The organism is Vulcanisaeta sp. (assembly GCF_049966235.1).
GTDB lineage: Archaea > Thermoproteota > Thermoprotei > Thermoproteales > Thermocladiaceae > Vulcanisaeta > Vulcanisaeta moutnovskia.
The window spans coordinates 1-12,139 of the sequence record NZ_JBMFVA010000030.1; the positions used below are offsets into that span (position 1 = coordinate 1).

13 protein-coding genes are annotated in these 12,139 nt (G+C 40.9%); 3 read left to right on the forward strand and 10 right to left on the reverse strand.

Going from position 1 to position 12,139, the window contains the following annotated elements; translation table 11 throughout:
* Nucleotides 1-74: 74 nt before the first annotated feature.
* On the forward strand, nt 75-413 hold the full coding sequence (hepT, locus tag ACP5L5_RS10870) for a type VII toxin-antitoxin system HepT family RNase toxin (protein ID WP_428763736.1): 339 nt from the start codon (nt 75-77) through the stop codon (nt 411-413).
* Between the two features lies 1 nt (nt 414).
* Here hepT and ACP5L5_RS10875 read toward each other — a convergent pair whose 3' ends face one another.
* The 8 genes from ACP5L5_RS10875 to ACP5L5_RS10910 form a co-directional block, all read right to left on the reverse strand.
* The gene (locus ACP5L5_RS10875; protein ID WP_428763737.1) at nt 415-1,152 is read right to left on the reverse strand and encodes a hypothetical protein; all 738 of its coding nucleotides are present in this window, start codon (nt 1,150-1,152) and stop codon (nt 415-417) included.
* A gap of 94 nt (nt 1,153-1,246) precedes the next feature.
* Nucleotides 1,247-2,791, reverse strand: coding sequence for a hypothetical protein (locus ACP5L5_RS10880; RefSeq protein WP_428763739.1), 1,545 nt, complete (start codon nt 2,789-2,791; stop codon nt 1,247-1,249).
* Entirely contained in the window at nt 2,791-3,624 is an 834-nt protein-coding gene (locus tag ACP5L5_RS10885; protein WP_428763741.1) for a hypothetical protein, read from the reverse strand. Before ACP5L5_RS10885 ends, ACP5L5_RS10880 begins: the two co-directional genes overlap by 1 nt.
* Before the next feature lie 216 nt (nt 3,625-3,840).
* Entirely contained in the window at nt 3,841-3,978 is a 138-nt protein-coding gene (locus tag ACP5L5_RS10890; RefSeq protein ID WP_428763743.1) for a hypothetical protein, read from the reverse strand.
* Nucleotides 3,979-3,992: 14 nt separating this feature from the next.
* Nucleotides 3,993-5,186, reverse strand: coding sequence for a hypothetical protein (locus tag ACP5L5_RS10895; RefSeq protein WP_428763745.1), 1,194 nt, complete (start codon nt 5,184-5,186; stop codon nt 3,993-3,995).
* Nucleotides 5,168-5,308 carry a hypothetical protein gene (locus ACP5L5_RS10900; protein WP_428763746.1) on the reverse strand — a complete coding sequence of 47 codons (141 nt, stop codon included), beginning with the start codon at nt 5,306-5,308 and terminating at the stop codon, nt 5,168-5,170. The genes ACP5L5_RS10895 and ACP5L5_RS10900 overlap by 19 nt, the downstream gene beginning before the upstream one ends.
* A gap of 52 nt (nt 5,309-5,360) precedes the next feature.
* Complete coding sequence (locus ACP5L5_RS10905) at nt 5,361-5,948, reverse strand: DUF996 domain-containing protein (protein WP_428763748.1); 588 nt, start codon at nt 5,946-5,948, stop codon at nt 5,361-5,363.
* Nucleotides 5,949-6,047: 99 nt separating this feature from the next.
* On the reverse strand, nt 6,048-6,806 hold the full coding sequence (locus ACP5L5_RS10910; protein WP_273302827.1) for a hypothetical protein: 759 nt from the start codon (nt 6,804-6,806) through the stop codon (nt 6,048-6,050).
* 109 nt (nt 6,807-6,915) lie between these two features.
* On the opposite strand from ACP5L5_RS10910, the gene ACP5L5_RS10915 reads away from it, so the two are divergent.
* Together ACP5L5_RS10915 and ACP5L5_RS10920 are read left to right on the forward strand one after the other, a co-directional pair.
* Nucleotides 6,916-7,893, forward strand: coding sequence for a metallophosphoesterase family protein (locus ACP5L5_RS10915; RefSeq protein WP_428763750.1), 978 nt, complete (start codon nt 6,916-6,918; stop codon nt 7,891-7,893).
* 115 nt (nt 7,894-8,008) lie between these two features.
* Nucleotides 8,009-8,857: a methyltransferase domain-containing protein gene (locus ACP5L5_RS10920; RefSeq protein WP_428763752.1), complete on the forward strand. Its 849-nt coding sequence runs from the start codon at nt 8,009-8,011 to the stop codon at nt 8,855-8,857.
* Between the two features lie 19 nt (nt 8,858-8,876).
* Here ACP5L5_RS10920 and ACP5L5_RS10925 read toward each other — a convergent pair whose 3' ends face one another.
* Both ACP5L5_RS10925 and ACP5L5_RS10930 read right to left on the reverse strand, forming a co-directional pair.
* Nucleotides 8,877-10,355, reverse strand: coding sequence for an aldehyde dehydrogenase family protein (locus tag ACP5L5_RS10925; protein WP_428763754.1), 1,479 nt, complete (start codon nt 10,353-10,355; stop codon nt 8,877-8,879).
* Between the two features lie 99 nt (nt 10,356-10,454).
* Complete coding sequence (locus ACP5L5_RS10930) at nt 10,455-11,786, reverse strand: aspartate aminotransferase family protein (protein WP_428763756.1); 1,332 nt, start codon at nt 11,784-11,786, stop codon at nt 10,455-10,457.
* Nucleotides 11,787-12,139 lie beyond the last annotated feature (353 nt).

The window sequence follows — 12,139 nt, forward strand, 5'->3', positions numbered from 1 at the left end:
GGTTTATGGCTTATTCAGTCCTCTTAGTGATGTGAATGTTGCGGTTATGTTTAGGGATAGTGTTAACATTATTGATGCGCTGCCCATGCTCGTTAGCGATATTGCACTGTCTTCAAGTAGCCATTCAAGCCCTCATTAACATGGGCTCGCACATAATGGTCGAGAAGGACCTTAAGGCACCATCAACATACTCTGAGGTACCCATTTACTTGGGCCAAGTCGGTATTATAAGTGATGATGACTCAAGGGCCTTTAGAAGGATGATAGGCTTCAGGAGCGTCCTCGTGCATAATTACTCTCAAGTCTCTATTGACGTTCTTCGTGAAATCCCGGCCAAGGCGTTTTACAGGGATTTATTGAGGATTGCCCTTAGGCTGTATGATTATGCCGTGAGTAATAACATTGATGTATAGCTCACTGCCTTGGCGTTAACATTATGATTATTGTGTTGGTCTCATTGATGTTTGTTGAGTAGTAGTACTGCACGGTTATTGTTCCTATCTCCTGCGTCATACCAGTCCTTATGCCTATTGATTCAACGCTTATCTTTAATTCGATTCCCGAAACGTAAACAATTAGGTAGTGGCTAACCTTTGTCGTGTTTGTTATGAATTCCTGGCCGATTAGGAAGACCCTGTTATTGCCTATAAACTCCTTAATGATTGGTATGCCCGTTATTAGGGTTTGCGTATTTCCATACAGTGTGCCTAGGCCCATTTCGTCATAAGTGAGGAATCTCTGCAGTAGTCTCTCAATACTGCATGCCCTATCCTCCTGGGCTACTATCCTCGTTGGTATTATGATCATGGCATTACCGCTGTGGGCTATCATGCATGTATAATTGACGATACCAGGTGGTGGGGTTATTCCCGTTATCTGTATGCATGTTGTTTCGTTAACTATGCCGTTGAAGGTTATTGGTGGTTTTAACCCTGGGAAATTATCGCAACAGGGTGTCGGCCAAGCCTCGAAATACCACTCGTGATAAATCAATTTGTTGTTGTAATAAACGTAAGTATTATAGACCTCATTGAGAAATACCGCGGGGCACATGCAATATATTGGTTTTGTTAGGTATTGATATGCATAGTATGTAGTTACTGAAGATGAGAGAACTAGCACTATAATTAGCAATGTGTATGAAAGCCTCATATTACTAATCTACTCATAACCCACCCTTTTATCCCTAACTAAATTTTTGGTTTTATATCATGAATAGTTATGTTGATACTAAGAGGACTAACGTTTAATGCGGGTATGCTGGGAAGCATGCTATGCCACTGAGTGCCGGTGACCGTATTACGTAGCTTTCGTTATTGAAGCTTAGGGTTGTTGGCGATGTTCCGTAGATCACATACCACTTAAGTTGTATTGCGTAGTAATAGTAATACATGCATTGCGTTCCATCAGATGGGAATTCCTGGGATTCTATCGTGAAGTTACCATCGACCGGCAGGTAACCCGTGTAGTAGGGCTCTGTCTGTGTTGAGGGTAAGTTAAGTACACCATTATCACCAGCGCTAAACTGCACCGCACCGCCAAATGCGGCATTACTAAGCATTAGTGACCAGGTATCGTTTGAGTACACGTTACTAACCACGGGTAAATCGCTATGCACTACATTGGCTGGGTCGGAAACAGTTGAGGATGTGGAGCTTGGTGATGAAAAGACCTGCGGTCCTGAGATTGGCGAAAGGCCATTACTATAACCCCCTCCACTACTATACCATTCCCATGATGATGAGTAATCAATCGCAATACCCATGCTGTAGGTGGTTATGGCGGATCTAGGCGGTGTCCATTCGTAGTAGGCTAAGCTATACGAGCTTTGGGGTTGTACGTCAACCCACTCATATGGAAATAAATTAATGTAGTCAGGGACTGTTGCAGTATACTCCCAATTAGATGGGTAATAGATGCAGAAGTCGTAATACCAACTGGAAATGTACGAATCGCTGTACGGACCACCATAGTCATTGAATGTTGGGCTTTCATAATAACTACCGCCAGGTAGGTTTAACTGGCCTGTTGAGGTCACTCTACACGGATCAGAGTATGCATCATGCGTTTGTTCATACAGTACTAACATTAAACCCCTCAAACTCAATTTATAGCCTATGGACACGTCAAGCCTATTCCCATAATCAGTAATTGCCTCAACACTGAATGGGGAACCTCCGGCTAGGTAGGGTATGAAGGCTATGTAGTGCCCATTAACCACGTTATTAATAACCTCAGCCCTTAATAGGACATTTAGGGCATAGTCCTGGAGTATTACTGGCGATGCGTTGTAGAACGCTATGATGCCGTACCTCACATATGGCACGACCATATTACTCAACTCGGCTGGGCTCATTCTAATGTAGGGCAGGTCGATGATTAATATTGAGCCTGGCCTACGTATTAGTAACGTCAATGCCTCGCTGAGGTTTAGCCCTGCGTAATACACATTAGTAATGCCGAGACCTAGGGCTCTTTGGTAAACCTCATTGTACAGTTTCTGTGGTCCAATTATGATAATTAAACCACCAGTACCCCTAAAGTAATTTATTGACTCTGTATAGTTTATCGATAAGTCATGACCCAAATAAACAGTATTAGCATTACCATGCGGGGTTAGTGCTACTACACTGTAGTATAGATATATGTACAGTAGTACTATGGTTAGTAAGGATGCCGTAATCACCAGGTATTTGAACCAGGTACCTGGGGTTTTACCTTCTACCATACACGTTCCCAACCCAGCATCGTTATTTATTGGTAATGCCCTACCACAATGGACGTACTTCATTAGCTTTCACGTTTTAACCTAGCTATGGCGATACCTAGGTCCATTACTATGAGTGCCTCACCAATTATCTGTAGGAGTGGACCAAATTCATTGAGCCCTGGGACCAAATCGAGGGAGTAACCCATTAAGGCTAGTACCATCCCTATTCTAATCGCTCTACTTAGGTCTATGTACTTGGTTGATCTGAGGATTGCCGTGTATATCAGAGCCCATGACACCACGATTGTTACCCCAGCTATTACCGTCAATGGTACTACCACGGTCGGCGCCACAATTGATAGGGCATACATAACATCCACCACCATTACTAGGGATATACCAACAAACCTCAAGTAAGTACCGCTCAATCCCATACCATACCTCGCATAATCTATGCCGCTTAATATATTGAACCCACCGAGCAGGAAAACATATGTCAAAACAAGACTTATTACGGCATTAACCACCTCCACAGCCCCAGTGATTGGGGTGATCCTTGAGATAACTATCGCGAGTGCTATTACGTAAAACAACGCACTTAATATCATAAGCCAAAGTATTCCCCTACGTACGTGGGTCAAACCATCAACTAATGCATTAATTATTTGTCTATCAGCCGTGGTATTTCCGCGGGTAGCGCTAATCCGTGTGGCTAATTTCCTTAGGGATTCCCTATACTCGTTATAGAGACTATTAATTAATTGGTCATAGAATATGGATAACGGACCAATGTAGTGCCAAACCTTGCCATGCCTATAATAAGCGTAGTACCCGCCACTCAACTCCTTAATAATGAGCACACCGCGATTACCACACCTTGGGCAGATGCCATAGCCAATACTACGGCTAGACATAAACCTCTAGTAAATAATTCCTACAACAGTGTTATTTACTTTTACCACCTAATTCAATTAACCTTTAACATTAAGAACAACCAATACCCATGGACCCATTTGAAGGAGTTAAGAAGTATTGCGCTATTCTACCCATCAAAACTATAGATTTACACAGCGTATATGTTAAACAAACAACTTTAGGTATAATGAACGCACTGATCAATACGTGTTTTATCACTGATCTCTGGATCTGCCTTTCGTTAGGTACGGCCTTATTACTGCGATCACTATAAGTGCTATCCATGCCATTGTTACTGCGATTATTGAGTATTGTGAGTCGAAAATTGCGTAATACCACCAATCATTAATCACAGCGTCAGGCGTTGTTAGGTACCTAATACAATGGTTATCACTACATAATGAAAAATGATGTTATGGCTACTCACATAGTCTATGTATAGAGATGGAATGATACTGTATATACTTCCCGACCAATCGAACCTGGTTAACTTCATTATCTGTTTGTCATTGCTGACATTTATGACCATGTACAGCACAGGTAAGCAATAATAATTTAAATTGTAGAAGCTGAAGGCGAAGGGGCCTACCGTTAGTAGGAAGATGTCTCTAGTTAATTGAAATATACCTGCCCAGTATTGATAAATATCTATATAACAATATGAGCTAAGTGCACCTAGGTCTCTCCATATGCCCTTATGTAGTATTAATGACCCATCTTGATTAATGACGTCTAGCCATACCGTATTATTCAAAAACACTAGGACTAGGGCCTTATTATCATAAATGCCTACCGATATTAAATCACCATTTATCGGTACTGCCCAGGTCCTATTGTTAATTATGCTTAGCCCACATATTTGTGGCCCACATTGATAAATGATCGTGTTATTGAGAAGACCGAAGACATGAACTATGCTTTTGTTGATTGTTATGAGTGTGTTCATTATTGGTTCGCCACTCGCCTTATTGAGTAGGTATATGCGTAATGATGTATTGCATGGTACGGTTATGAGCAGGTAATTATTGGAAACGTATGCGTCTATAGGCCCTGATGTGCTATATGGACCACAGACGTCAGTAAATGTTCGGTTCCAGAGCATGATTACGTAGGGAGGTCGATCCATGAGCCTATAGTATGCGAGGTTCATTATACCTTTTCCTGTGAGCGGAAATGTGAATAGGTATATGGAATTATCAATTATACCGGTTGTGAAGGGGTAGTAGGTGCTTGCTATTGCCGTGGAGTTTATTACGTCTCCCGTCGGTATGCTTATCACTGTTACGTTAATGATCGTTTCAGTAAATGGGTGGGTTGGATACTCACCGTAACTTAGTATAAATAATGTGTTATTAATATTGTCGAATTGAGGCATTAGTATTGTTGTGTTGGCTGTTATGTTCGTAACCCATAATTGCCTATTATTCAATATATCATAATCTTTAATACTAATAATGTACTCAGGAACGTATATGTGTTCGGTAGTATATAATGTTTTTTGTATTCCACTATATAGTAATAAGTCATTGTTATGGATGTTAACTACGATATATGGGCCCAAGTCTCCAACACCTTTATGTATGGTAATGGGCTCCCTAGGGTATGGACGTACATTATGTAGGCGTCAAGAATTATTAATGCTATGGTAGCAATAAGTAAGAACCTATTACTCGAAATAATCATCATAATAGTCCCTTAGTGCATTCCTTAAATGTTTGCCTATTAAGGGTCCTTATCAAATATTTTGCGTTTTGCCTATTGGTTTTGCTGTGAGTATTGCGATGCCTATTATGATCCACGCCACTAGAATTATTACTAAGCCTACCACTATGAATGTTAGTATTGCACCTATTAGGTAGAGTAGACCGCCAGTCGTTAGAAGGTTTTCGCCTGTGTGGGTGTACATGTTGTTCATTGCTTTGCGTAGGTATATTGCCGATATTACGTAGAATGCGCCTGCCAATGCTATGATTATTGCTGCTGTTGTTATTATGGGTAATAGTGTTGGTAGTAATGATTGTGTTGATTGTGGGTATGGGATGTTTGGTGGTGCTGGTGTTAAGAGGTGGCTAAGTAATAGTCCTGCATTTAGTACGAATATGAATGCTCCAATCGCAATTACGATAGCTGCTATTAGTGCGAATATGAACCAGTGAATAATATTTGACTTGAGTTCATTGTCATTGAGGTATTCGGCTAGGTTAATCATGCCTATGAGGAATAGTACAATACCTACTATGGTCAATATACCATGTGTAAACATACCAAAACCCGCCAGTATAGCCCCTATGCCGGCTAATGTCTTTGCCGTGTCGAAGTCCATATAATTCTAATATACTAACGTGATTTTATATGTCTTATTTTTCTATTTCGAATGAAAATCCTTCATTCTTTCTAGTTTAATTTAATGGAAAGCGTAATTTTAAGCTTCCTCGGGTGTCTCGTACCACTTAACCTTCTCGCCAATGGTGGCCCTCATCTTCCACTTCATTGATTTGGGAGCCTTCTCTATTGATTGCCTTAACTTATCTATATTGCTCATTACCCTGTCCTTGGCCTTGCCCGGCAGGTCTGTACTATTCATATAGTTTATTGTTCTGTCTAGGTTAACGATGGTTGTCTTGTATAATCCCCAGTCGTCTGATGTTAATTCAATTATTCTATTTAGATCTATGGTATTGTTTGTATCTTTATCACCTAGGTCAAATTTGTAGAGCATGGCTACTATGTCCTTAAGGTCCTTCTCATTTATCTCCCAAATCTGGAACTTGGTCATTAGTAGGTCGCTCGGTGGTATTGTTGGGCTGAACTTCTCAAGCCTGTTCTTGAGTTCGATAACGTGGCTCTCCCTAAAGACGTCGAGGAATACGTCAATCACCATATTGAGTTTCGGGTCCCTAAACTTCAATCTCTCCCAACCATGAAGTGCATTAAATTGCCTATCGGATTGTATTCCGATACTTTCGAGAGCCTTAGTTATCTTCTGGGAATCCTTCTTATGGGCCGCCAAATCAACATCCTTTGGTTCACGCCTTAGTGCTGGAACTTCAGGATAGATATCACGAACTAAATAAGCAATGGCAATACCACCAAGTAATCTGCACGTCGCATTGTAGTTACTACAGGATTCAATCATCGAAAGGCCTCTCTGTAGCTTCTCCTCTACAATGTCCTGGTCCATCTAAATAATACAATAAATATTTGTTTTATAAGCTTTACTCACAGTTAATATTTGTTTTATGTGAATTCAAGGAAAAACTTTTTAAAGCATTAATGAGAGAATTGAGTCAATGGGAGATAGGATTAGGGTTGTATTAGTATCTGATTTACATGGTTCAGAGATAGCATATGCAAAGCTTGCTAATATACCTAAGATGTTTAAGGCTGATATCGTAATTCTCAATGGTGACCTAACAGGCAAGGCATTAATGCCAATTATTAAGTTGAAGGCAGGTGATTATACGGCCAATGTGTTTGGCGAGGTTAAGAAATTTGGTGAAAACAAATTAAATGAAATACTAAGAGATGCGAAAAATAGTGGTTATTATCCATACATTGTTGGTGAGGATGAGTATGACGAGTTGGTGAAGAATCCAAATAGGGCTAAGGAGGTTTTGGTGCGATTAATGACAGAAAGTTTCACCGACTGGATGAAGAAAATAGAGGATAGGTATAGGCAGTCTAATGTTAGGTTGTTCTATTTCCCAGGAAATGATGATCCACATGAATTTGTTGAAGCTATTAAGAAATTGGATAATGATGTTTTGATTTACGGCGACGAAAGAATAATTGAGGTAAATAAGTATCTAATACTTGGCTTTGGTTATTCAAACCCAACACCCTGGCACACTGAGAGAGAATTACCTGAGGAGGCACTTAAGGAAAAATTAACGGGATTGTTTAGCCAGGTTGATCCAAGCAAGATGACTAGGTTGTTGGCTGCAATACACGTACCTCCATATGGAACGAATATAGACCTAGCACCAAAGTTAACACCTGACCTAAGGCCTGTAACTGCAGGTGGTGACGTAGTTATGGACCATGCAGGTAGTATAGCGGTTAAGGAGATCCTCGAGAACTTCTGCCCAGCTGCTGGTCTTCATGGTCATATTCATGAATCACCAGGTATAGATTACGTACAATGTAGACAGGGTAAGAGGATCCCTGTTATCAATGCTGGTAGTGAATACATGGTTGGCGCACTTAAGCTTGCTTACCTTATCTTTGAGGATGGTAAATTGAAGGATAAGATATTCATGAGGGGCTAAATCATGTCTAAATAATGTTTTACTTAAAACAAATGGTCTTTAAGCTATATATCATTTCTTTCATAACAGAAGCATTTATTAACTCACTTCTTCCCGAGAAACTGGGAGGTTGGGAGTGGAGGGTGACGATCAATCATCTATAGATAATTACGAAACGTATGTAAGCGCAATATATGATGAATTAGCACCGAGATACGAAAAAGTTTACATAAAACTCTCACAATACTATAGGCACTTATATGGCGAACTTTATGGAATATTTAAGTACTATTTTGACGGTGTTAAAATACAGAGTAAGGTCCTTGATCTTGGCAGTGGAACGGGCATCTGGACAATGCTGCTTAGGAGACGTGGTTATCACGTAGTTAGTCTTGACATATCACGGGCTTCACTCACAAAGTGCATTAAGTCTAGGAGATGCAGTGATCCAACACAGGGGGATGCTATTAAATTGCCGTTTAAGGATCGGTCGTTCGATGCCGTTGTTGCATACGGTAGTGTCTTTAATCATATTGTTAATTCTGAGAATGCATTTAAGGAGGTGGCTAGGGTCTTGGATTATGATGGTTACTTAATATTTGATGCCGATAACCTGGTATGTGTTGATATGGCTTATGAGGCATTACTTGGTGGTATATCAATGAGGGCATTCCTTAAGGGTTTATTTGATGGTAAGGGGCATGTTGGTTATTGGTATGGTCATAACAATGAGGTTGTACCATTTAGGTTCTTTACACTTAAGGAGTTAACAGATATCCTGAGTAATAATGGGTTTAAGGTGGTTGATATTAGGGGTATTCATGTACTGTCTAATGTAATACCATCAAGACTTCATCAATGGAGTACCAACAAGATAAAGAGACTTGCTTCGTTGTTCTACGTTTTTGACCGCACGCTAGGTACTCATGTACCATTTAAGTACTTGGCTACGACATTTTTAATAATAGGCAGAAAGGCAAGCTAGCAACTCTTCCACTTTAATATTAAAACCACCTCGTTATTGCTATTTTTCTATCCGTAAAGAAATCAACAACATCTATTTGTGGGTGGTGGCTTCCGAGACCCGAGATCTTCCTTCCACCAAATGGGAACCAACCAACTGGTGCTGCAACACCTATGTTAATCCCAACATTGCCAACAACTACATTATTAACGAATTGCCTAGCCCAGGCACCACTCTGTGTAAATATGGCTGCTGAGTGGTGGTACTTACCCTTATTGATCCAATCAATAACCTCATCAAGGTTCTTAGCCCTGATTAAATTAGCCACCGGGCCGAAGATCTCCTCCCTAACAATATCCATGTCCGGTGTAACACCCTCAAGTATTGTTGGCCCTAGATAAAAGCCTCTTGGGTAATCAGGTACTTTATAATTCCTACCGTCGAGGACTACCTTAGCACCATCATTGATCGCCTTATCAACCTTAGCAATTACGTTACGTCTATACTGCTCAGTGGTCATTGGGCCCATCTCAGTGGATTCCTCAAGTCCATAACCAACTCTCAATCTCCTAGCTCTCTCAATAAAGGCATTCTTGAACTTATTATAAAAGTCGTCATTGCCGACGATTACGATATTCTGAATGGCCAGACATCTCTGACCAGCATTACCATACTTAGAATGTATTAGTGTCTCCACAGTCTTATCTAGATTAGCGTCTGGCATAACAACGGCATAATTCGCCGCACTACCACCACCCAGGTACCTCTTACCAGTCCTTGCCGAGGTTTCATAGAGTTTAAGTGCTATTGTTGATGTTCCAACAAATGCAGTACCCTCAATAAGTGGATGGCTAACCAGGTAATCAACAACTGAATTGTCCAGGTGGACTAAATTAACAACACCTGGTGGGAATACCTCGGCTATCTTCTCCATCACGTACGTCATGGGTATTGGCGTTACGGGACTAACCTTAACAACCACGGTATTACCCAGGGCCACCGCATACGGTATGAACCAGAAGGGTATCATTATTGGGAAGTTGTATGGAGTAATTATTGAGAATACACCCAGCGGCTCCCTCATCATTATCTCATCAATATCCCTAGCAATCTCACGCTGATACTCACCCTTGGATAGGCTTAGTAGCACGGCTATTGACGCCTCGACATTCTCAATACTCCTCCTCAAATCACCCCTAGAATCATTAATTGGCTTACCATGATTAAGCGTATTAACACGAGCGAAATCCTCTTTAAACTCCTCCATAACCCACTTAAGCCTAAAGAGGTACTGAAGCCTGTCGGGTACTGGTACTTGACTCCAGTTTTTAAATGCCTCATGGGCAGACTCAACAGCCTCATCAACATCCTCCTTACCACCAAGCGGCACCTCACCGATCACATCACCAACACCTGGGTCATAAAGCTGTGCATAACCAAGAGCGTGAGCCTCAACCCACCTACCATTAATAAACTGCCTCAACCTACCCCAGGACCTCCTAGAAACCTCCAGAGGCATACATCAAAACAAAGAATAACAGATTAATAAGTATTAACCTAATAACTCAGAAATTATTGTTGATTATCATTATGATATAATAAAAAATATTCTATGATATTAACCCTGGTATTGATCATCAAGTTTCTTAATTACCTGGTCTATCTTCTCAATACCTTCATCAATCTGCTCCCTAGTTACTATTAGGGGTGGTGCTACTATGAACCAGGATGGCCCATTATAGACATAAACACCCATTTTCAGTAACTCAGCTGCCACCCTATCAACTGGTGTCGCTAAACCCCTATACTTATCATCATACGTGCCGAAGGGTGTCTTCCTGGAATCCTTTATGAATTCAATGGCCCAGAATAGACCGACACCCCTAACATCACCAATGCTTCTATGTTTATCCTTCAACTCCTCAAGCCTTCTACTCAAGTACTCGCCCATCGCCTTAACATGATTAAGCAAGTCAAGCCTTTTATACTCCTCAATGACTGCTGGTATGGCAGACAATGAGACAGGATGCGCCTCAAAGGTATGCCCATGCGCAAAGAACTCATCCTCAAAGTAATCAGCAATCTTCTTACTAACTGCAGTTATGCCTATAGGTACGTACGATGCAGATGCGCCCTTAGCAGTTGTTAAGATATCGGGCTTAATACCCCATAGATTCACAGCCCACCAATCACCAACACGGCCCCAACCAGTCATAACCTCATCAGCAATGAACAACACGTCATTCTCCTCAGCAATCCTCTTAAGCGTTGGTAAATACTCCTTAGGCGGCACAACAACACCGTTAGTCCCAGTTATTGGTTCAACCAGTATCGCGGCCACATTCTTCTCATTCTTAATAACATAATCAACGTAATTAACACATGCCAAGCCACACTCAGGATACTTAAGGCCGAGCGGGCACCTATAGCAGTATGGCTCAGGTACCCTGACAACACCATGCATTGTGTGCGGTTCAACGAACCAACGCCTATAATCACCAGTCATCGAAATTGATGCAAATGTTGACCCGTGATACGACCTATACCTAACAACTATCTTGAATGCGGGCTTCTTATAGAGTCTTGCTGTCTTAACGGCAGCTTCATTAGCCTCAGTACCTGAGGTAGAGAAGAAGAATTTAGTCAAGCCCTCGGGCATAATCTCAAGTAGCGCCTTGGCAGCCCTAGCCCTGGTCTCGGTAGCGAAGACAGGCGAAATATACTGAAGGGACTCCAATTGCCTCTTAATGGCGTTGATTACATTCTCATTACCATAACCAAGATTAACATTAACCAACTGTGAGGAGAAGTCCAGGTACCTCCTACCCTGGGAATCATAGAAGTAAACGCCATCAGCCTTAATAACGCTCAGGGGTTCCCAACCCCTCTGCCTACGCCAAGTACCAAATAAATGCTCACGTACAATCCTACCAAAATCCTCAGATGCCATATATTTTAAGAACAAAGTTGCTATTTAATAAACATTTCCTATATAATTTAGGGAAAAACTATAAAAAACATACAAAGAATTAAAAGAAATAAAGAAGATAATATTTTAATTATTATATCTTGAAAATCTAGAAATAATGTTTATAACCTATGAATAATGCTATTAATATAATGCATTATTATGGTATGTAATATTTAAATATTCTAAAACGTGATATAGTATTTTTATATGTCTAACCCACCTGTAAAACCTACACAGTTAAAGAGAGGAGCTGTTGGTTTTTGGCATGCGGTCTATCAATCAGTGTCTTACATGTCGCCAGCTGGTGATGTTGCAATTCTATTAACCGCTAC

Coding starts and splice junctions, on each gene's coding strand:
- hepT (WP_428763736.1), top strand. CDS start 75: ATGCGCTGCCCATGCTCGTTAGCGATATTGCACTGTCTTCAAGTAGCC.
- ACP5L5_RS10875 (WP_428763737.1), bottom strand. CDS start 1,152: ATGAGGCTTTCATACACATTGCTAATTATAGTGCTAGTTCTCTCATCT.
- ACP5L5_RS10880 (WP_428763739.1), bottom strand. CDS start 2,791: ATGAAGTACGTCCATTGTGGTAGGGCATTACCAATAAATAACGATGCT.
- ACP5L5_RS10885 (WP_428763741.1), bottom strand. CDS start 3,624: ATGTCTAGCCGTAGTATTGGCTATGGCATCTGCCCAAGGTGTGGTAAT.
- ACP5L5_RS10900 (WP_428763746.1), bottom strand. CDS start 5,308: ATGATTATTTCGAGTAATAGGTTCTTACTTATTGCTACCATAGCATTA.
- ACP5L5_RS10905 (WP_428763748.1), bottom strand. CDS start 5,948: ATGGACTTCGACACGGCAAAGACATTAGCCGGCATAGGGGCTATACTG.
- ACP5L5_RS10910 (WP_273302827.1), bottom strand. CDS start 6,806: ATGGACCAGGACATTGTAGAGGAGAAGCTACAGAGAGGCCTTTCGATG.
- ACP5L5_RS10915 (WP_428763750.1), top strand. CDS start 6,916: ATGGGAGATAGGATTAGGGTTGTATTAGTATCTGATTTACATGGTTCA.
- ACP5L5_RS10925 (WP_428763754.1), bottom strand. CDS start 10,355: ATGCCTCTGGAGGTTTCTAGGAGGTCCTGGGGTAGGTTGAGGCAGTTT.
- ACP5L5_RS10930 (WP_428763756.1), bottom strand. CDS start 11,786: ATGGCATCTGAGGATTTTGGTAGGATTGTACGTGAGCATTTATTTGGT.